Below are 19,101 nucleotides of genomic sequence, written 5' to 3'. Positions count from 1 at the left end.
CTGTCAGTAAAGCGAATGCAAATGCCCATGCGCTCCCTGACCAGCACGCCGCGCGAAAAAAAGCCCGCACCAGCTGCGGGCCTCCGGGCATAGTCCCGAAACTGCTACTTTGGAGAGATTTTAGAGATACTTTTTAAATGACCCGGTCACTACAGCCAGTACTGCGCCGACAAGTAATGCTGATGGAAGGAGTAACAGGTTTGGCCATACTGCAGTAGGCCATGCCAGATAAAGCATGCAGGGGCCGTACAACGCGGGTTTGATGAAACGTTTTGCGTGGTGATAGACAAAGCTTGATTCATAACCCGCACCGTAGCGCCGCAGGTCACGCCGGACCAGTCCGTCAACCACGCCCGTTATGATCACCAGTGCAAAAAGAGGTAGACTCAAAAAGAGGATCATGACCCGGATAAAGAAAATCAGCGTGACCCAGACCGTTGCCTGAAGATAGACCTCAAGCCAGATGACCATGGAAACGCCAACGCCGTTCAGCGCCGGAATAAGGCCACTTCCCTTTTTACTCAGGGAGTTGAACGACTGCAGCCAGCCGCTGAATCCGCTGTCCACAAAAAGCCACTGCCATGCCACATGTACCCATCGACTGACGGTCTCGACCGGCGCGCTCATCAGCAGGCTACGGGTGTACCCCTCTGACAGCCACCGGCTCTCTGCCAGCATGACGCGGTAGCTGTGTGCAGCCCCTTCATCGGGCCAAAGCAGAGCAATGCAGGCGTACTCAATCAGCAGGCTGACCAGCAATGAGCCCAGCAAAATGCCAATAAGACCCATCGGAAAATCCCACAGCAGCATGCCTATCGGGCCAGACTGCCGCTGACGAGCTGGCTGGCTGCGCTGCCCGTTTTCACTGTCCTGCTGTGACATCCGATCCCCCCGTAAACACCAGGTCACCGCCAGGCCACCACGTTTCACCCGTGTGGTAGTTCTTCTCCATGCTGTCAGCGAGATGTTTCAGACTGGCAGGCATATGCGGGTCGTCGTTATCTGCCGGCAACGGCATACGAATTTTCCATAGCTGGCCGCCTTCCAGCAGCGCAAATGCCTGCCCCTTGGGCAGGTTGATGATATCGGCAGGGCTTATCATTGGCGTTTTTATCAGGCTCACCTGATCGTTGACGTTACTGTTGAAATCCGTGCCTTCGCCAGGACGGGACACGTCGGTAACCCCGGAAGTCAGCGTTTTCTGGTAGACGTCCACTTCCGGAAGCTGATCGGTGAGCAGCATGGCTGTATTCTTCTCACGCACACGGAGCATCACCAGGGTATTGAAGTTGCCCACAACCTGATTGGCTTTGGCCGTGCTGCCAATGCGGGCCTCAATATCAGACAGTGTCTGCGTGTAAGCCGTCACCTGAAAACCGGCGCCGCCGCCTTTGTTTATGAGCGGGATGAATTCATCCCCCATCAGTTCGTTAAACTCATCGCAGTGCAGGTTAATGGCCACTTTTGACGACTGGCCCTCATCTTCATCACCGAGACCGAATTTATAAATGTGACCGCCTTCGGATACGAGGTCAGCGAACATGCTGTTACCCACGGCGGCGGCCACAACAGGATCAGAGAGGGCGTCGAGCCCGACATAGACCACGCCGCGCGATTTGATAATGTTGTGCCAGTCCAGAATCGGCCGGGGGTCGTTGAGGTCAGTGTAATCCGGGGCAAGAAGCGCTGCCGTTTTACCCGTTGTCAGCTTCTCCAGTAATGGCAGCAGTGAGGCGACAATCTTATCGAAATAGGTCCGGTCATACTGAACCGCGCTGCGAAGCCCGTCCAGCACGGGGTCCCAGAGCTTTTTACCCTCAGGGCTCCCCAGTACCTGTTCGGACACCCATATCTTTGCGCCATTGGGTCTGCCCTGAAGATGGCGAGGCAGGTCCTTGTCGCTTACTCCGTTGCTCAGCAGCGCCTCGACAGAATTCATAAGCTGCGGCGCTTTTTCACTCAGCAGATTATCGACATAGGTTTCATAGAGTTCACCGATGTTGGTGACATAGCGGAGAATGAGGCTGTAGTCTGGCCGCTGCCCCAGAGCGACGAGCGCGCGCGTGATGATATTAACAAAGCGCCAAGCGAACTCACGAAATGCGGCAGAGTTACCCTCACCAGAGAGCTGACCGGCCACGCGGGATGCCACCTCAGATATACGACTGAACCTTCCTACTGCGTTGTAGCGTGCGCTGATATCAGGCCAGCCCAGGTGAAACACCCAGAAATTATCCTGACGCCCCGCTCGATGAGACTCTGCGTACATACGACGTAGCAGGTCCGCATCGCCTTTAGGATCAAATACGATGACAACCTCATGCTCGCCGGCCGCATTTTTCCGCCGGATATCCTGCGTAATGAGCAACTCTGCCAGCCGGGTTTTGCCCACGCGCGTAGTGCCAATTACCAGCATATGCCCTACGCGCTCGCCAAGATCATAGGTGACAGCGGTTTCATCAGGTTCGACACCATGATAAACCGGACTGCCGCCAACCGGAGGCAACGGACGGAAAGGGTTAAGAGCTGAATCAGTCCGCGTCAGGCGGCACAGCCAGGGGAGGCTGTACTCCATCTTTTTTTCCACGTCACGCGCCATGCGATACAGCACTGAAGGCTGAACATACACTTCACACTCCGGGCGACGCGCTTCCATCAGCCGCTGTGTGTGGCGAGCTGACCACCGGAACCCCTTACCTAAAAAAAGGTGGCGGCGGCTGACGGGTATCTGTTCACTGGTGAGAACATAGCGGGGAAGACGGCGGATGTTGCGGCGATAGCGCAATATCTTCAGGCCCTGCCGGGTGCGCTTCAGGGCCAGCACCCCAAAACCCGCTGCAGTCACCCAACTGACGGAAGGCGCAAGCGCCACCGCCCACGGGGCTGTCAGACAGATGCAGGTCGCGCTTGCAGCGACGGTTGCGGAATACATTTCTACGGCCGGACGGAGCAAAGACTCCATGACATAATCATTGCTCATTAGTGCTCCTTTTGGGCAGAGCGTGACAGAGGTAAAGCCGATGGTGTAACAACACGGGGGGGTGTCGGTTGCTCAGTCTTACCGGCGAACTTGTCCATCCATCGGCGGTTGCCTGCGAGCAGCCAGAGCAGTTGCTGACCGCTAATGAGCCTGATACCTGGATAGCGGTTGAATGCATCTCTGCTCACTTCACCCGTACGGCCGGTGTGTACAAACAGCCCCGACGCCCGTTCAGTCTCGATCAGCAGACCGAATGCAGAGACATGCGCGGCGTTGATGGTATCGCTGTAGCGCTTAGCCTGAATCAGCCAGCGCTGACCGTTTATCCAGACCTGACCGTCAGCACCACCGTCACCGCTGTATCGTGCGTTGCGCTGTATGCGCAGCCCCTGTCGGGACATCGCCGTCAGCAACATTTCTTCGAATACGTACGGGTTCATCTTACGAAGCCAGGTTATTCTGGCCGCGTCATTACGCAGCTGCGGCAGACGAAGCAGTGCCCGGGCCGCCTGTTTCTGATAGCGGTGATGGCGACGCTGGCTGACCGAACGCGGCCTTAACACTGTGATGACAATTGCCAGTGCCACTGCCAGTACCATAACAAGCATCCCCCTGTGCTGACTCATCAGCTCGGCGATGAGAATGACCAGCATCACTGTGATATTCCTGTTGCGGTGATAAGCAGGGGGTAGTGATTCACCCCCAGCCGGCGAGCCAGGTCGCCACCGCTGACGGGCACCATAGCCACGCCCGGCGCCAGCTGACGCAGAGTGTTTAAACCCTGCTCATCCTGGACGCTTATCACCATGCCGGTTGCCTGCATGCCGCTGAGTGATGCAGCATGCTGCTGCAGCCATTGACGTGAAGCCACGTCATCACCCAGCACAAACACCGGCGGCATACCGGGAAGGTTCAGCGGTCGGGATGCCACAACCCCCGGAGACATTTCCGGCGTACTCACCGGCAGCATATCGGAAATGCTCAGGGAGGCGGGCGGCTGTGGCAATGACTCAGGCATGCCGGTATCGTTGTTCTGACCGGCATTGATGGCGTCAAAGAGGGGGGCAGTTGGCTCACCACCTGAATCGCCCACGACGGTGAGCGAGGCGCATGCACTGAAGGCGACAGCCATAACGGCTGAAAGGAGTGAGACAGTAAAAGCCTGACGAAAGAGTTTTTTCATTGAGGTTCAATCCAGGTGAGCGTTGAGCGGGCCAGCGCCACAGGCTGAGCTGAGCCTGCCGGTATACTGGCTTGTGCGATCTGACTGAGTTTGCGACGAACGATGGCCATATAGGTCGCTGCGTGTTGCCCGCCCGCAGGATGGTGGTAACAACCCGCAGCCCGCAGCCAGCTGCCAGGTCGGGCGTCATAGCAGGCTCTCAGTATCCGGGCGGCAGCGCGAAGGTTGGTATAGGGGTCGAAAGCATCACGATACGTCGGAAAAAAATGCCCGTTCCAGCCCAGATTGACCTGCGCAATGCCGACATCAATGTTCTTCAGGGGCCAGCGCTGCATAAACCCCATAAGTGCCGAAAAGGCCTGCTCCCGCGTCTCATAGTGGTATCCTTTTCCCGCCACATTTATTGTCCATGGCCAGGGCTTAGCCCCCCATGCGGTCTGGCGGGTACTTTCTGCCATGGCCAGTGAATACAGTGATTCAGCAGGCACACGTTCAGCTGCTGCAATCTGCCGGTAAGCATCGGGAATAACTTGCAGCTCTGCAGACAAGGCGGACCCCGTGGCAAAAAGCAGGACAGTAAAGAACATCAGAATGCGGCAAGCTGCCATCCGTTTTCTCCCTGCTGCAGAATGACCGGCATCTGACCCTGACCGTAGCGCATCCACAGGCCGCCATCATGGTTCAGAGTAATCTGGCGGCTGCGGACTTTATCTACCGGAATATTGTGTTTAATGGCCCATGTCCTGATGCCTTCGTCGCTGCTGTCTCCTACCAGATAAATATCAACCGGCCGGTTGTCGGCCACAGCCACTTCCCGACGTCGGTTCAGTTCGCTCAGGGTCACAAACTCGGTTGTCGCGGCCGGATAATGGCGTGTGACGTCCATTACCCAGCGCTGAATCGCCGCTTCTTTTCGTCGGTTACCATCAATCAGCAGCGTCACGCCACCGGCGGGCAGCCGTTCAGCGTATACAAAATCCATAATCTCTTTATCAGGTGTCATCATGGCCTCAGAAGGAGAGTTCAGAATCGTCGTTGAGGCGCACAAGCGTGGACGTGACCTCAGTGACACGCTTTGTGGTGCCCGGGATTTGATCCCCTTTCACCACCTCTGTCACCCCCCCATCGGGGAGCACAATACGGGCACGTAACTGATTACCACGTCCGTAAATCTCCTGAAGCCGCACACTGCCGGCGCGCTTCTCCGCGCCAGTTGACACGGTCTGCTGTGAGGGGGCAGGCTGCGCCATCAGTGGCATGGCAGGCTGAGCGGCAGTGGCCAGATAATTCCGGTCGGTGCTCTGCCCGGACTGGCTTTCACGCAGCTGCTGCTCGAGGCGGGCTGTCTGAACTTTCTGCTCAAGGATGAGGTTTCGCGCCTGTGCAGCTTCAAGCTCACCAAGCGTGACGTTGGGTGGCAGTGGGTCGGCGGCCAGTACCGGCAGTGTCGTTCCGCAGAGCAGAACGGCCAGCAGCAAGTCCCTGCCGGCGGGATTAATTCTGCGCATAAACGCTCCCCTTCATCGTGTAGTCGAACTGCCCCTGCGGGCTCATGGTGATGGACAGGCTGGTCAGGCGTAGCCCTGTGGCATCAAAATCCTGAAGCAGCCGCTCAGGCTGCAGGCGAGAGCTGACTGAGAACGAGAATTCCCGCCAGTCCTGCGGAGGCGTGTTTTTTTCCTGACCCGGCGTGACAGCCGGCGGCTTCACCTCAGTAAACTTCACGTCGAGATTCCGTCGCTGCAGATGGGAAATAAATCGCATGAGCTGAGCGTCAGCACCGGGGAGCGCTTCGTCCGTAAGTCCGGCGGGTGAGGTGCGTTTGAAGGGAATAAAAACGTCGCCGCTTTTGCCGCCCTCCTGCAGGTTAAAGACGGCTGAGTGCCCCAGCAGCTCCCGTGCGCGGCGGGAAAAGTCCTCCACGGTTGCGCCGGGGGTGGCAATAAACCGCAAACGCAGCCCTTCCGGCACGCATTCGCCATCCGTAAATCGCCAGCCGGCCACGGAGGCAAAAACAGGTTCACGGGTGAGCCAGCAGTTGCTGAGCAGCACAGAAACGGGAAGCTGCGAGGCCCACGGGTGCGGTGCGCGTGCGGGCACGGCCGGTTTTTCAGGCTTAAGGGCCAGGCGGGCGCGAAACGCCGCCATCGCAGCCGCCTGTTCGGCTTTCTCAGAGGCGGTGTCGTACCAGTACATACCCGAGGCCAATGCAAGGGTCACGAGGACCACCGGCAGGATAACCGCCATCGCAGTGACGCGCTTACGCAGCCGGCAGCGCTTAAGCTGGGTGCGACTGAGTCTGTCAGTCAGCGTACTGGCGTGGCGATCGTCGTCCACCGTCGCGGCACACCTTAATCCCGGCGCATCGGCGTCGTTGAACCGCAGGAAATTTTTTGCAGCCAGTTCAATGGTGGCTCGCGAGCCGGTCACGTCGCCCATCACCGAAAGCTGACCGCCGATGGCGGCAAAGAACACCCACATATCCTCTTCGTGACTCAGACGGTAGATCCCCCAGGCTTTCCCGCCCTCGGTGAGCAGAAACGCCACGGCAAGGGAATGAATATGACGGCGCGCGCGGCCCGGAGAAACCAGCCCCTGCATCGATGCATTCCCGCGCCCGGCAGCAACAAAGTGCGTATCGGGAGAGGACTGGCTGCGAAACCGGGTGGCCAAAGCGTTTCGCTGCGGCTCCCAGTGCATTCCGGCCATCCAGTCGCGACGCTGATGCATAATCCGGACGCCGGTACGAAGGCTTAATTTTTTCATTGCTGGCATGTTTACCTCAGCAGAACAGGAGTGATCATGATGACAAGCGTGGTACGGCCGCGGGAGCCGGTCTGACCGCCGCCCAGAATGAAGTTACCTGGCGTAAAGGTGCCCTGTTTGTCTGCGGAGACGTTCTGTTGTTCCGAACCGGTCAGCACCAGCGTCTGCCCGGAACGGAGGTTCACCTTGCGTGCCAGGCCTTCGGTAGAGGTTGTAGGCAGGTCATTACGGGTATTGCCGTCGGCGCTGATAAACTTCTCAATCTGCGGCGGGCTGGTATAGCTGAAGGCAAACTGCAGCTGCACGTCACCGTTTTCCTGAATAAACGGCAGCATGGTCATGAACAGCCCGGTGGTAATGGTCGTCGTAGTCATTGATGAGGTGACGCCAACGTTCGCCGTGGCCGTCGAGCTGGAACTGGAGAGGATGCCTTTCTGGCTGGAAAGCTGGTAGGCCACCGGAGTCAGGTTGGCGGTCGGGTCAGTCTGATTCAGCGCCATGCTGACGTTACCCTGCTCAGACAACGCTTTGATAAGCAGGCTGGAGCCGGAGAATTTCGCAGCGTTACCTGAGGCGGTATCGAGAATTGAAATGCCCGCGCTGGCAGCAGATGTGGATGCATTGGCCATGGAGCCGGTCAGACTGGCGCCAAAGTTATTGAGGGATTTATAAATCAGCCCCCAGTCCAGTCCCAGCTGCTCATTACGCGTCTGGCTGACGCTGACTATCTGAATATTTAGCTGAACCTGACGACTCAGGACTTTGTTCTGGTATTCGATGTAGCGTCCTATACGGTCAAGCACATCCGGCGTGTCCGTCACGCTGAGCGTACCCGTGGCGGCAGACAGCCAGAATCTGCCTGATTTTGGTGTCAACATTTGATCGATTGTTTTACGGATATCATCATACAGGTCACTGTTCATACCGTAATCGGTCTTCTGGTTCGAGCTGATGTCACCGGTCGTGCCACCGGTAGTTCCCCCTCCGCTGCCAAGCTGATTACCGGAGCCAGAGTTGATTGAGGCGCTGCTGTTGACTTTGGTATTGAGAATGACGAGCTGGAATGTGCGGGTATCCTGCTGGTAGAAATACACGCCGCTGCGGTCACTACGCCAGGACAGACCGTATCCGCTGGCTTCAACATCCAGCAGATCCCGTACATCGCCCTGGAATTTGATACCACGGACAAGGGCAGTGCTTTGCTGAACAGGTGCAGCCTGCCCTGATGCTGAGCCGATCTGTGATAGTGGTACGCGACCATTATCATCAGGCGCAGGGAGCTGACCATTCATCTGCGAGGTGGTCAAGCTACCGGTTGAAACGTTACTGAGTGCCGCAAAGGCATCCGGCGTGATGGAAACCCTGATGCCGCAAAGCGCGGTAATGCGTTGTCCAAGCTCAGGCAGTGATATACCGTCTGGACGGTTTATCGTTATCTGGCAGGCAGGCAGATTTTTTTCGTCCGGCGTGGATACGACGGGCGCAACCGGCTGCAGGTTAACCCAGGGTTTGTCGGACCAGACGACGGTAGGTTGGGTCATTGACTGTCGGCTCTGCAACACCCGCTGAGCAGTGTCAGCCTGTCCTGAAGCTTCTTTGTCCATTTTGCTGATTTCTGTCAGCGAACAGGATGACAGCACGAACGCGGTGGCCAGCGCTGTCAGGCAGAAAGGTATACGCGGCATCCGCAGCTCCCTGAGGTGGTTAATTGAGGTAAACAATGCTGCCCTCCGTTATTCCGGTGGGCAGGGAAAGACTCATATCGGTGCCGTCAGCCATGCGCAGGCGACCGCCGCTTACGGTCAGCGCCAGCGCTGAGGTCACTGACTGGCTTCGCAGGGCGGCAAAAACGCCGTCAGTAGCAGGGACCCATACCCAGAGTCGGTTGTTCAGAATGACGGATTGAATTCGGCTGTCAGGCGCAGGCATCATGCCTGTCTGAGCGGGGGTAATAGCACCATCGGCAACCGTGCGACCATGGCGCCAGTTATTGACAGCATCGGCCGTACGTAGCATGTCTGCGGCCAACTGATCCGGCAGCGTTTGCTGGACAGCCGCACGGACGTGTTCTGACGAATGACGCTGCGCATCACCCGCCATCAGCGCAATGACCAGACAAAACACCAGAACCGGCAGCGCGAATCCCATCTCAGTGCCCCCCGCCCGCAGGGGTGTCGCTGACGGAAATCAGGCATTGAATGCGGTTTGCCTCAGCAAACAGCGGTTTTTCGGCCTTGCGATAGAGGTCAAATACCTGAACCATCACCGACTCAAAGTTGCCGTGGAAAATCAGAGGGGCATCAATGCGGTAATCAAGCGATACCGGCCAGATAACGACCCAGTTACCGCCGTTACTGCACGGCGCCTTCGAAGCCCAGCCGGTGAGTGTCTCTTTCAGGGTTGAACCCGGTTCTGCCCGCCATGTCTGACCCACCGGGGCGACGGTAACAGGTGTGCCCGGAATGGGAGAGGCTACCGTCTGGCTGCTCACAGGCGGCGCGGGAGGGAGCGTTGTGACAGGACGCACAGAGGAAGCTTTCGGTGTGGCATTCACTGTAGTCTGTGTGACTACCGGCGGACGAACTGCCACAGCCTGAGAACCGTGCTGCTGAGCCAATTTAGCAACCGGTGCCTTAGCTAATAGCGGCGGATTGTTCGCTGATTTCTGCGCTTTCTGGGGTCCGCTGGTTGTCAGCATGGGTGACGGCACGGCCAGATTCTGTGGAGTCAACGCTGTTTTTGGGACGGCAGCCGGCAGGGTTTCTCCTGTGAAAGGGTTACGGGGTAAAGCATTTTCCGGAACGGCTGGGCCCGCTGACTGAACGGGTTTCGGCTGAACCGGGTTAATTGCCGATAGGCTCTTTGCCGGGGGGGGCGTTGCAGCCGCTGCGTCAAACTGGCGGTACTGATCGCGCAGCACAAAACAAATTTCACGGTTGACTTCATCCACCTTCAGCCGCCAGGCGGGGCCGGCAAGAATTTGCAGCGCCTCGCTCAGCTTAACCGGTCCAATATCGCGCTGAACAGCGGGAAGCGGACGGCTGAGAAGTTCCGAAAATGAAGAAGTCATGGCTGAGCACAGTGAATAACCTGATTCCAGCAGGAGATAGCGAAATCCTTCTCCTACTGTGTTAACCAGCTGTGCAGGCATCGTGATATCAATAATCTGATTGAGAGGATCGCGCTGTGCATCATCCGGGCGCGTACTGACGAGCGTGTAGCGATCGTAGCGCACCACTTCAGGGGCACGATTGCGGTAAATGTCATCGAAACGTGCAGGCTGCTGATAACGCCCATGAGTTAATGGCGCAGGGTCAGAAGCCGGGTTGCTGCAGCTGGCTAACATGACAGAGCAGGCGAGCAGGCCGGCTCCCGTTGCCGCGCGTCTTGAAGGTACTGCCATCAGGATTCACCCCAGGGATAGTCTTAGTCAGGAGTGCTATTCTGGCGGTGATGAAAAAGCGGGCAATGTGAAACTCTGAGTTCAGATTGAAGAATAAAGTACTGACGGCCGATAGAAGAAAAGTGACAGTTCGTCACATTAAGGTTTACTCATCAAGAGGGTGTTATGAAAAGAAAATTATCAGCCATCTGTTTCGCCGCGGCTTTCATTACCAGCTCAGCAGCTTTGGCCGCGACCAGCAACAAAGTTGCGGTAAGTGACCTGCACTTCCAGAAAACGCAAAACGGTCTTCAGAACATTCAAGGGCTGGGACAAAATACCAGTGGTAAAACGCTCGGCAATATTATCGTTAAATTTAATTTGCTTAAAAATGACGTCGTCATCGGGCAGGCTGTAGATATGGCCAGTAATATCGAACCTGGTCAGAAGTTTACTATTAACGCTATTTACAACAGTATCCAGCTGCAGCCCGATTCGTTCAAACTGACCGAAGTGCTGGCAACAGAAAAATAACTCCCCTTCGGGGCAACCCGTCCACGCCATAAAAGCAAGTTTCATGTCATGGACGGGTTTCCGATAACTGACTAAATACCAGGAAATTCAGGACAAAAAAAAGCGCCATGATGGCGCTTAGTCTTAAGACAGGCTGACAAAATCAATCCGGGTAGTATTCCTGAGACAAGATCTGTCCCATTTCCCAGATGCAATCTTCAGGAAAAACATCAAGCTGTGTCTCCTGAGCTGCAGAAGAGACTGCATCTGCCCATACTGCAGCAATCCAGTCACTATCGGTAAGAGCCGTTTTTAAGCTCGGAGTGCCTTTTATATGTAATGCCAGTGCTTTTCTTTGCTCTTTGATGGTTCGCTGCCAGCTTGACCCACGACGGCCTGGCTGAAACTTCCATTTGAGAAGATGCGCCAGCAGAACGGCCATACGGCTGGCCAGCTCCCGCTTTTCGCTTTTGCCCACGTCTTCGATCTCCTCGGCGATATTAGCAATATCAATCTCAGAGAACCGACCGGCACGGAGTAAAGCTGCCTGCTCCTGAGCCCAGGCAACAACGTCAGCTTCGTAGCGTGTGTTCATGGTAGATCTCCAGTGACATTCCTGATTAATGAACATCATTATAGAAGAAAAAAGCGCCAGACTAAACTGGCGCATGAGAGGGTATAATTAACTGAATCCGTTAGGAAATGGCATAAATGGCTTTTCTGCAGATGCCATAACCGTGTCCGAGGAACGGTATGTCATCGTCAAAATCCATCGGAGGCTCATTCTGCGGATTTCGTGGCGCTGACGGAGTCTGCTGTGGCTGCTGAGGTTGTCCCCAGCCGCTCTGCTGACCTGATTGCGCATTATTTCCACTGGTGCTGGAGCTGTTATTGCGACCACCTCCCAGCATCTGCATCGTTCCGTTAACCCCCACAACGACTTCGGTTGTCCAGCGGTCGGTGCCGCTGTTATCCGTCCATTTGCGGGTGCGTAGCTGGCCTTCAATATAAACCTGTGAACCCTTACGCAGGTATTCACCGGCAACCTCAGCCAGCTTGCCAAACAGAACGACACGGTGCCATTCGGTATTTTCACGGTTTTCACCGGTCTGTTTATCACGCCATGATTCTGATGTGGCCAGACTTAATCCAGTCACGGCTTTACCATTTGGCGTGTAGCGTACTTCGGGGTCCTGTCCTAAATTACCGACAAGAATGACTTTGTTGACGCCGCGTGCGGACATAATGATTTCCTCTTAAGAATGGAGTTGAGAGGAGCACATCCACCGGGATGTGTTCCGGTGGTGTGTCCGTGACGCTTAGAATGAGTTCGGATCGTACTCTTTCGGAGCAGATGAACCGGATTCCGGCGTCTGTGAAGCATTGGGTGCTTGGTAAACCACTTCCTGGCCTTTCTTGATGAATTCCACCTTTATCAGACGGGCCTTCAGGGAAGGGCGACTTTCACCGGCGTGATCACCCGACTGGAGGGTAAACACATCGGCTTTCAGTCCGCTCAGTACAAATCCAAGCAGCACCTTTTCTTCCTCATCAACGGCTTTCTGACAGCGATTGATAAGTTTGGTCGCCTCCGGACCCGCGATGGTGACATCAAACCGGGTATAGGAAGCGTTGTCAGTAGGGCCGGTCAGAGCGTTAATGACGGCACAGGTGAATTCACCGTTAGGGCCCTGAACGCGACGTATCGAGTTCAGATAACCGATACCGCTGACATTGAGGTTGAAGAACTCTTTTTTCTGATTCCCAGAAGCAGAGCCATTTGAAGCAGGGGTTTGATTAGTTGCAGTCATGATGTTTTCTCCGGAGTAGAACTGAACAGGTTGCGGAGAAACATTTGTCCCGTGCGGGAAATGTTTCCCGCAGGGAGGTCAGCATATTTTGCCGACCGGCTGAATTGGTGAAGTGGACCTTTACCTGGTTAACAGGTCCCTGTTTGCAAAGGTTAAACAGGTTTAGAACCGCTCTAAAGCGCCATCTCTCAGGTTCTGATGGCTTTGGCATGTGATTACCCGAAGGCGCTCCTCTCAAATCACCGGAACATTGGCAGTTGTAGGAGAGACAACGATAAGCATCTGTATCATTCATTCAGGCGCCGCGGTTGTCAACGTCGCAGCGCGCAAAAAATCATCACTACCTGAAAATAAAAAAAGCGGCACCATATGGCACCGCCTCCTGAGGTCTGCACCTTCGACCTAATGTTAAGCTGTATTTTACAGTAGCTCCGCTGGCGTGTTCAGTTCCCGGCACGGTTTTCACGGAGTTTTCGTGCCTTACCGGCTCCCGTTCAGGTGTGGACGGGTCCGGTGAGACTGTATTCCGGCAGCACATGCATTAGATGCTGACGGAACCCGCAGTCACGGGGTGCGGCTTCAGAGCCGGTGCCACAATAGCAAAGCCCCTGATGGCCCGCAATCGGAGACAACAGATTAATTCTTCTTTGATTCAGGAGACTTAGGTCTTCGGGGGCGTCTGGTTTTGCTGCCGCAAATATTAATAACGCCTTTGCACCCTGGATAGCGCTGGCAGCTCCAGAACTCCCCCTTTTGTCCCTTTCGCAGGCGGGTTTTGCTTCCGCACAGCGGACAGGGAGGGGAGGGAGGCACGCGAATATTCACCCGTTGCTGCGCGCCCTGACCGACAAGATTGCGCGTCCAGCCGGCCTGCCGCTGCAAAAAGTCGTTAAGTGACATGCGCCCTGCAGCGACCTCGTCCAGAGCCTGTTCCCAGAGCGCGGTCATACCGGGTTCAGTCAGTTGCGGGGGAAGCGCATCAATCACGTCAGTACCCAATTCTGTTGCCATCAGCTTGCTGCCTTTACGCACAATAAAGCGTCGATTCAACAGCTGTTCAATGATGCCCGCACGGGTGGCCTCAGTCCCCAGACCCGCATTATCTTTCAGTACCTTACGTAGCGCTATATCCGTAACGAAAGCGGCGGCGTTCATCATCGCACCAATCAGCGTAGCAAAGGTGTAGTGCGGCGGCGGTCGAGTCATCAGCTGCGAAACCTCAGCATCTGTCACGGCGCAGACGTCATTCTGAGAGAGCGGTGGCAGCACCTGCGCTGCTTCGTCATCCTCCTGCACATCTTCATCTCCAGCTTTTTCGAAGAGAACTTTCCAGCCCTTAATCGCCTCGGTCCGCCCAGTGGTACGGAACAACTGCCCACCGATGTCGAACTGGAGCCGGGTGATGTCGGATTCATGCAGGGGCAGGAACTGGGCGAGGTAGTTACGACGGATAAGAAGATAGACGTTACGCTCAGGATCAGTAAGTGCCGACAGCTGAAATGCGGTTCGGGTGGGGATAATGCCATGGTGTGCCTTAATTTTTTTGTCATTCCAGATGCGCGAAATAAATGCCCGGTCAAGACGGGTCAGCAACGGCACGCATTCCGGGTCTGTACGGCCAATGGCATCGAGCACGCCGGGGATTTCCTCCCGCATGGATTCAGGCAGGTAACCGCAGTCGGTGCGGGGATAGCTTGTCGCCTTGTGCTTTTCATACAGGCTCTGTGCGGTATCCAGCACCTGCTGCGGCGACATGTCCCACAGCCTGCCGCAGGCCTGCTGCAGGGAACCGAGCGAAAAAGCCACAGGAGCTGCAACCTTTTCCCGCTTCGTCTCACACTCCGTGACGACAGCCCGGCCGGTCTGCCGGCAGAGCTGAGCTACCTGCTGCGCAATATTCTGGTGAACGCAGCGCTTTTCCTCATCGGTATAAACCTTTGCCGGTACCTTCACGGTCTTCCGCCTGTTTCGTCCAGTCCTTGTAAACCACCGCCAGGGTGGCTTTCTCACCCTTACGCACCTGCCCGCCAGCCTGCTGCGCCTGCCGGTAAGTCAACCAGCGGTTATTAGGAAAACCCTGCTCCTCCGCTGACATCCAGAGAAGCAGGACATTCACACCGCTGTAGTGACGTCCGGTGGTGGCGTTCAGGGGCAGACCGTCCAGACCGCTGCCGGCAGCTGCACGCCACGGCTTACGCCAGGGCGCGACGCCGTTTTCCAGGGCGACAACAATGCGGTCGGTGATCTGACGATAAAGGTCAGTCTGTTTTATCGGGCGGCGAGCCGCCTTGCGTGAAGTCGTTTTTTTCATGAGATATACCTTTATCAGAGGCATACCCCTGCGCCGGCGGGCGCAGTGATACGCCCGTCGACGGGAAAACTCACTCAGGGTGAGCGAAAGAAAAAAGATTACAGCGCGTCAGTTTTTTCAGTGACGCGCTTCAGTTCGTACAGATGGAACTCCGCCAGTACGAAGGCATTCCAGTCCTCACTGCTCAGCACCCGCTCACCACCGGAGAGCAGCAGCAGCAGCAGGGAATCAAACGCACCCTCACTCACCGGCGTTTGCAGTACCGGCTGAGGCGTTGTCAGTGACGGTTGCTCAGGCAGGCCAATATGACGCTCAATCCAGCGCAACGGTATTGCCCAGCTGCGCCCTTCGTCAGAAGAATGTATCCGGAAGCTGCCCGGACACAGATTGTGCAGCAGGACCATCACAACACGCGCAAAGAAATCGCAGGGCTGATGCTGAAAATCCAGCTCCTGAATACTCAGCGTATTATTGCTGCGCTCTCGCTCAATGGTCATGTTGACCGGCCAGAAACTGGCGCCTGAATCGCCACAGAACGCCATGACATCAGCAACCGGAAACAGGTCAGCCGCGCGGTTAAGCGACGGCAGATACATATTTCCCGGGCGCAGACGCACCGGCAGTTGCCAGAACGTTTCTGTTACGGCCAGGACGAAAGCATGCCAGTGACGTAACGGAACCGTGCTGACGTGCTTGATGGTATAAACAACCGACATGGAAGCCGGGGATGAAGACAGGTCTTTCATTGATAAATCCTCCGCAAAGAAAAAAAAGGGGGATTTATCCCCCGGACGGGAGTCAATCCCCGTCAGGGTGTGTTCTGTCTGATTACATCATTTCGAGGGCAGCGATAGCTTTGTCACCACAGGCCTCATCCTGCCCGCGGGCCACAGCCTGCTCCCAGAAAGGCCGGTTAATTTCTTTACCGAGACCGTCAAGGGTGCAGAGAAGTTCTCTGGCAGAGGCAGGCAGCGGTGGAATATCACCGTCCCTGAGAAAACAGACAAACCAGCCATAGGCTGTGCCGGCGTTAATGATGGCATCTTCCGGATACGTCAGTTCATTCGGTTCATCCCGGTCCGTATGAAGGCCGAGACGCTGAAATGCCCTGATGCTCAGAAGTTCGCTCTCAAGCAGGCAAAGCCAGCTGAGCGTGTCCAGAGGTGTCTTGAGTGTGTAAACGTCTGCGTACATGGGTATATCCTCAGTTAAGTAACGGGATATCCCCTCCGACGGAGAGATATCCCCGTCAGGATTCACAACATTTGCCGGCTGTAATTACCAGCCGTTCAGTACATATGGGGTGTGAGGACCATCGCCTGTCTCAGGCGATGGTCACCGGCAGATGACTGCAAGTCAGGATTGAAAGCTTCTGACCAGCTGCGCCGGGTCGAACCTGTCGCTGACCGGTATTTTCAGACAGACGTTGCCGGCTGTCGGATGCATGCGGTGCCTGAAAATATGGTAATACCGCGTACGGAACAGACCCTTCACTTTAGTTGTATGCATGTACTGCCAGGCCTCGCTAAAGTTTTCGGCTACCTTCGGCTCGGGCAGATTACGGTTGGACGCGTGGTTGCGTATTACCATGAAGGAGATCGGTGAGTAACATTGATGGAGATCGGTTCGTGTCACTTTCACAGAACCATTTTTACATTAACTTCACCGATCTCCTTCGGTCAACGTGGTTTGTATTTTTCGCATTGATTCTCCTTTAAGTTCTATCTTGATGCTCCCGTGAACCAGCCGATCCAGGATGGCATCGGCATGTGTTGAGTCCCCGATCATCTTGTACCAGCTTTCCACCGGCAACTGGCTTACGACGATGATTGAACCGCGCTGGTACATCAGATCCACTATTTCCAGTAGATCGCTGCGTTGTTCTGACGACAGAGGCTCCAGTCCCCAGTCGTCCAGAAGCAGCAGATCGCTATGATTCAGTTTTGTCAGCAGTTTGCTGTATCTTCCGTCTGCATGCCCCTGGTAACACAGATCCATCAGTGCTTTCAGACGGTAGTAGTAGACCTTATATCCCTGTCGGCAGGCATTATGGCCAAGCGCGCAGGCCAGATACGTTTTACCACTGCCTGTCGCCCCCGTCAGCAACAGGTTTTGTTTAAGGTTCAGCCAGTTTCCCTGCCCGAGTGAGCGGATGAGGGCCTTATCCAGGCCCCTGCTGCTGCGGTAATCCAGTTTTGATAACTCGGCGCTGAGTCTGAACCGCGCCTGTTTCACCAGGCGCTCTGCTTTCCTGTTTTCTCGACAGGTCAGTTCTTCTGAAGCCAGTAACGACAGGCGTTCTTCGAACCCCAGCTCCAGGTATGCACCAGGTTGTGCGATCTGGTTTTTTAGTGCATCGCGGAAGCCCGTGAGTTTCAGTTCCGTCAGTTGTTCGTAAAGATGGTTCATTATTGGCTTCCGTATCAGTGGTAGTATTTGCTGCCGCGAACGTTTTCATGTTCCAGCGTTGACAGCTGGTCAGGTTTATTTTCAGGAACTGGCTGTTTATCCAGACCTTTTTCCAGGATCGATTTTATTCCCGCAAGCCGCCATACCTGAGTTTTCAGCGCCCGGGCACATGCTGCGTTAAGTCTGGCTTTGCTGTATTTTTTGTGCAGGTTCAGAAGCCCCAGGCAGAACCGGTAACTTTGTTCCGGATGGGGTCGGGAGTTCAGGATATGAAGGACGTAGTCATGAGTTTCACTGCCAACGCGCCCGGCCCACTCCAGAAGCCGTTCCGGTGTCCAGGTGGCGTGCTGGCGGTGAGCCTCCGGCATATGCTCTTCACGGGTACTGTAGCCATAGTTACGGTTTCGGGGATGTGCCGCCACTTCCTGCCCCTGATTAAACAGTCTGACCAGTTCACCCGAGATCCATGCTTCCAGCTGTAAGCCCAGAAGCGAACAGGGTACCGAGTAGTAATGTTTGTCGATCTCCACATGGTAATCAGCATGGACCCTGACTTTTTTCACCAGGGTGTAGCTGTAACCCGCCTCAGGGAGTGGTTTCAGCGCTGGTTTGTCAAGCTGGATGAAGAGATCGGCCCGCGAGCAACCCAGCTTCTGCATTACCTTGCTATTCAGCCTTTCCAGTAACTCACGGATGCGCTGATTAAGCGACGCCAGGCTGTAGAAGGTTTCATGCCTGATACGGGCCATGATCCAGCGTTCAACAACCTGAACGCCCACTTCTGCTTTGGCTTTATCTTTTGGTTTACGCGGCCGCGCGGGTATGACGGCAACATTGTAGTGCTCGAGCATCTGCTGGTAGGTCGGATTAACGTCAGGATCATACTTACAGGCCCGTGACGTGGCGCTTTTCAGATTGTCCGGAACAACAAGCTCAGGAACACCGCCAAGCCACTGGAAGCAGCGAACATGGCTCATAACCCAGTCCTCAAGCTGCTGGGACCAGGTGGCCTCTGCCCATGTGTAACTTGACGCCCCGAGAACGGCCACGATGATTTGCGCGGTTCTTATTTCCCCGGTATCAGGGTTGATAATGTCAACGGTTGGCCCACAGTAATCAACGAAGAGCTTTTCGCCAGCTTTATGGACCTGGCGCATCGATGGCGAGGTCGTTTTCAGCCATTCGCGGTACATCCGGCAGTAATGGTTATAACTGTAAAAACCGCCAGGGTTTCGCTCACTGTACTCTTCCCAGAGCAGTTGCTGCGTCACGCATTTATTACGCAGCTCTTTGTGCACTGCAGCCCAGTCTGGCAGGGAGTGCTTCTTCATCTTCACCTGCGTTTGAAGGAACGCATGCTTTAGCGCTGCATCATCCCATTCTGCGGGCAACGGCCACTGCTTAATACCAAGCTGGGCCGCCCGATTGGCGTACCTGGATACGACAGAGGGGGAGATCGCGAGACTACGGCCAATCTGACGATGGCTGAGTCCGGCACCATATTTAAGTCTGAGTATTTCCTTGAGTTTTCTCATAGAGATAGGAACTGTCGGCATAAGTATCCTTCACCGGAATGGCAAAAGATACAGTTCAACACACCTGTGAAGTTCCAATAACATCGATGGAGATCACCGAATAACAAAGTGAGTCAAAAGTGATCTCCATCGATGTTATTCAGCGATCTGCTCAAATGTTATTACCCGATCTCGATGGATGTTATTGGGTGATCTCCATTAATGAAAATAC

Annotated in this window: 18 protein-coding genes and 4 pseudogenes; 1 reads left to right on the top strand and 21 read right to left on the bottom strand. The window is 55.4% G+C overall.

What is annotated here, in order from left to right:
* Positions 1 to 120: 120 nt before the first annotated feature.
* From GS12_RS16530 to pilL2, 12 genes and pseudogenes are all read right to left on the bottom strand, one after another.
* A complete protein-coding gene (locus GS12_RS16530) occupies positions 121 to 882 on the bottom strand; it encodes a TIGR03747 family integrating conjugative element membrane protein (RefSeq protein ID WP_034948930.1) in 762 nt (253 codons plus the stop codon).
* Entirely contained in the window at positions 863 to 2,980 is a 2,118-nt protein-coding gene (gene traD, locus GS12_RS16525; protein WP_034948928.1) for a type IV conjugative transfer system coupling protein TraD, read from the bottom strand. Before traD ends, GS12_RS16530 begins: the two co-directional genes overlap by 20 nt.
* Positions 2,980 to 3,633 (bottom strand): restriction endonuclease, encoded by a 654-nt coding sequence (locus GS12_RS16520; protein WP_084089748.1) that lies wholly within the window; start codon positions 3,631 to 3,633, stop codon positions 2,980 to 2,982. Before GS12_RS16520 ends, traD begins: the two co-directional genes overlap by 1 nt.
* Positions 3,633 to 4,163, bottom strand: a complete 531-nt coding sequence (locus GS12_RS16515; RefSeq protein ID WP_034948925.1) for an integrating conjugative element protein — start codon at positions 4,161 to 4,163, stop codon at positions 3,633 to 3,635. The genes GS12_RS16520 and GS12_RS16515 overlap by 1 nt, the downstream gene beginning before the upstream one ends.
* Positions 4,160 to 4,771, bottom strand: a complete 612-nt coding sequence (locus tag GS12_RS16510; protein ID WP_034948923.1) for a transglycosylase SLT domain-containing protein — start codon at positions 4,769 to 4,771, stop codon at positions 4,160 to 4,162. Before GS12_RS16510 ends, GS12_RS16515 begins: the two co-directional genes overlap by 4 nt.
* Positions 4,750 to 4,968: pseudogene (locus GS12_RS24845) on the bottom strand (TIGR03759 family integrating conjugative element protein); the annotation flags it as partial. The gene GS12_RS16510 and the pseudogene GS12_RS24845, both read right to left, overlap by 22 nt.
* Positions 4,969 to 5,166: pseudogene (locus GS12_RS24840) on the bottom strand (GspE/PulE family protein); the annotation flags it as partial. It abuts the pseudogene before it with no gap.
* A gap of 7 nt (positions 5,167 to 5,173) precedes the next feature.
* The gene (pilP, locus tag GS12_RS16500; RefSeq protein WP_034948922.1) at positions 5,174 to 5,671 is read right to left on the bottom strand and encodes a type IV pilus biogenesis protein PilP; all 498 of its coding nucleotides are present in this window, start codon (positions 5,669 to 5,671) and stop codon (positions 5,174 to 5,176) included.
* Entirely contained in the window at positions 5,658 to 6,938 is a 1,281-nt protein-coding gene (pilO2, locus tag GS12_RS16495; protein WP_407637864.1) for a type 4b pilus protein PilO2, read from the bottom strand. Before pilO2 ends, pilP begins: the two co-directional genes overlap by 14 nt.
* Before the next feature lie 2 nt (positions 6,939 to 6,940).
* The gene (pilN, locus tag GS12_RS16490) at positions 6,941 to 8,614 is read right to left on the bottom strand and encodes a PilN family type IVB pilus formation outer membrane protein (RefSeq protein WP_034948921.1); all 1,674 of its coding nucleotides are present in this window, start codon (positions 8,612 to 8,614) and stop codon (positions 6,941 to 6,943) included.
* 19 nt (positions 8,615 to 8,633) lie between these two features.
* Complete coding sequence (gene pilM / locus GS12_RS16485) at positions 8,634 to 9,077, bottom strand: type IV pilus biogenesis protein PilM (protein WP_034948920.1); 444 nt, start codon at positions 9,075 to 9,077, stop codon at positions 8,634 to 8,636.
* Between the two features lies 1 nt (position 9,078).
* Positions 9,079 to 10,332 carry a PFGI-1 class ICE element type IV pilus protein PilL2 gene (gene pilL2 / locus GS12_RS16480; RefSeq protein ID WP_034948918.1) on the bottom strand — a complete coding sequence of 418 codons (1,254 nt, stop codon included), beginning with the start codon at positions 10,330 to 10,332 and terminating at the stop codon, positions 9,079 to 9,081.
* A 165-nt stretch (positions 10,333 to 10,497) separates the two neighbouring features.
* Between pilL2 and GS12_RS24980 the strand changes: the two genes are divergently transcribed.
* Positions 10,498 to 10,845 carry an FxLYD domain-containing protein gene (locus GS12_RS24980; protein WP_034948916.1) on the top strand — a complete coding sequence of 116 codons (348 nt, stop codon included), beginning with the start codon at positions 10,498 to 10,500 and terminating at the stop codon, positions 10,843 to 10,845.
* A gap of 142 nt (positions 10,846 to 10,987) precedes the next feature.
* Here the strand turns inward: GS12_RS24980 and GS12_RS16470 are convergent, their stop codons facing one another.
* From GS12_RS16470 to istA, 9 genes and pseudogenes are all read right to left on the bottom strand, one after another.
* Positions 10,988 to 11,419 carry a DUF29 domain-containing protein gene (locus GS12_RS16470; protein ID WP_034948913.1) on the bottom strand — a complete coding sequence of 144 codons (432 nt, stop codon included), beginning with the start codon at positions 11,417 to 11,419 and terminating at the stop codon, positions 10,988 to 10,990.
* Positions 11,420 to 11,519: 100 nt separating this feature from the next.
* Positions 11,520 to 12,068, bottom strand: coding sequence for a single-stranded DNA-binding protein (locus GS12_RS16465; protein ID WP_034948911.1), 549 nt, complete (start codon positions 12,066 to 12,068; stop codon positions 11,520 to 11,522).
* A gap of 75 nt (positions 12,069 to 12,143) precedes the next feature.
* A complete protein-coding gene (locus GS12_RS16460) occupies positions 12,144 to 12,635 on the bottom strand; it encodes an STY4534 family ICE replication protein (RefSeq protein WP_034948909.1) in 492 nt (163 codons plus the stop codon).
* Positions 12,636 to 13,271: 636 nt separating this feature from the next.
* Positions 13,272 to 14,582, bottom strand: a pseudogene (locus tag GS12_RS16455) (DNA topoisomerase); the annotation flags it as partial.
* Positions 14,581 to 14,946, bottom strand: a pseudogene (locus tag GS12_RS16450) (ArdC-like ssDNA-binding domain-containing protein); the annotation flags it as partial. The pseudogenes GS12_RS16455 and GS12_RS16450, both read right to left, overlap by 2 nt.
* 98 nt (positions 14,947 to 15,044) lie before the next feature.
* Complete coding sequence (locus tag GS12_RS16445) at positions 15,045 to 15,692, bottom strand: hypothetical protein (RefSeq protein WP_034948904.1); 648 nt, start codon at positions 15,690 to 15,692, stop codon at positions 15,045 to 15,047.
* A gap of 82 nt (positions 15,693 to 15,774) precedes the next feature.
* Positions 15,775 to 16,140: a hypothetical protein gene (locus GS12_RS16440; protein WP_034948903.1), complete on the bottom strand. Its 366-nt coding sequence runs from the start codon at positions 16,138 to 16,140 to the stop codon at positions 15,775 to 15,777.
* A gap of 468 nt (positions 16,141 to 16,608) precedes the next feature.
* The gene (gene istB / locus GS12_RS16430) at positions 16,609 to 17,355 is read right to left on the bottom strand and encodes an IS21-like element helper ATPase IstB (protein ID WP_034948901.1); all 747 of its coding nucleotides are present in this window, start codon (positions 17,353 to 17,355) and stop codon (positions 16,609 to 16,611) included.
* A gap of 14 nt (positions 17,356 to 17,369) precedes the next feature.
* Positions 17,370 to 18,911, bottom strand: coding sequence for an IS21 family transposase (istA, locus tag GS12_RS16425; protein ID WP_034948898.1), 1,542 nt, complete (start codon positions 18,909 to 18,911; stop codon positions 17,370 to 17,372).
* Positions 18,912 to 19,101 lie beyond the last annotated feature (190 nt).

The sequence above is a fragment of the Erwinia oleae genome (assembly GCF_000770305.1).
Taxonomy (GTDB): Bacteria; Pseudomonadota; Gammaproteobacteria; order Enterobacterales; family Enterobacteriaceae; genus Erwinia; species Erwinia oleae.
This window is presented reverse-complemented; position numbering and strand designations above follow the sequence as displayed.

What these genes read in the sequence shown, in the direction of transcription:
- GS12_RS16530 (WP_034948930.1), bottom strand. Translation starts at nt 882, where the DNA reads ATGTCACAGCAGGACAGTGAAAACGGGCAGCGCAGCCAGCCAGCTCGT.
- traD (WP_034948928.1), bottom strand. Translation starts at nt 2,980, where the DNA reads ATGAGCAATGATTATGTCATGGAGTCTTTGCTCCGTCCGGCCGTAGAA.
- GS12_RS16520 (WP_084089748.1), bottom strand. Translation starts at nt 3,633, where the DNA reads ATGCTGGTCATTCTCATCGCCGAGCTGATGAGTCAGCACAGGGGGATG.
- GS12_RS16515 (WP_034948925.1), bottom strand. Translation starts at nt 4,163, where the DNA reads ATGAAAAAACTCTTTCGTCAGGCTTTTACTGTCTCACTCCTTTCAGCC.
- GS12_RS16510 (WP_034948923.1), bottom strand. Translation starts at nt 4,771, where the DNA reads ATGGCAGCTTGCCGCATTCTGATGTTCTTTACTGTCCTGCTTTTTGCC.
- pilP (WP_034948922.1), bottom strand. Translation starts at nt 5,671, where the DNA reads ATGCGCAGAATTAATCCCGCCGGCAGGGACTTGCTGCTGGCCGTTCTG.
- pilO2 (WP_407637864.1), bottom strand. Translation starts at nt 6,938, where the DNA reads ATGCCAGCAATGAAAAAATTAAGCCTTCGTACCGGCGTCCGGATTATG.
- pilN (WP_034948921.1), bottom strand. Translation starts at nt 8,614, where the DNA reads ATGCCGCGTATACCTTTCTGCCTGACAGCGCTGGCCACCGCGTTCGTG.
- pilM (WP_034948920.1), bottom strand. Translation starts at nt 9,077, where the DNA reads ATGGGATTCGCGCTGCCGGTTCTGGTGTTTTGTCTGGTCATTGCGCTG.
- pilL2 (WP_034948918.1), bottom strand. Translation starts at nt 10,332, where the DNA reads ATGGCAGTACCTTCAAGACGCGCGGCAACGGGAGCCGGCCTGCTCGCC.
- GS12_RS24980 (WP_034948916.1), top strand. Translation starts at nt 10,498, where the DNA reads ATGAAAAGAAAATTATCAGCCATCTGTTTCGCCGCGGCTTTCATTACC.
- GS12_RS16470 (WP_034948913.1), bottom strand. Translation starts at nt 11,419, where the DNA reads ATGAACACACGCTACGAAGCTGACGTTGTTGCCTGGGCTCAGGAGCAG.
- GS12_RS16465 (WP_034948911.1), bottom strand. Translation starts at nt 12,068, where the DNA reads ATGTCCGCACGCGGCGTCAACAAAGTCATTCTTGTCGGTAATTTAGGA.
- GS12_RS16460 (WP_034948909.1), bottom strand. Translation starts at nt 12,635, where the DNA reads ATGACTGCAACTAATCAAACCCCTGCTTCAAATGGCTCTGCTTCTGGG.
- GS12_RS16445 (WP_034948904.1), bottom strand. Translation starts at nt 15,692, where the DNA reads ATGAAAGACCTGTCTTCATCCCCGGCTTCCATGTCGGTTGTTTATACC.
- GS12_RS16440 (WP_034948903.1), bottom strand. Translation starts at nt 16,140, where the DNA reads ATGTACGCAGACGTTTACACACTCAAGACACCTCTGGACACGCTCAGC.
- istB (WP_034948901.1), bottom strand. Translation starts at nt 17,355, where the DNA reads ATGAACCATCTTTACGAACAACTGACGGAACTGAAACTCACGGGCTTC.
- istA (WP_034948898.1), bottom strand. Translation starts at nt 18,911, where the DNA reads ATGCCGACAGTTCCTATCTCTATGAGAAAACTCAAGGAAATACTCAGA.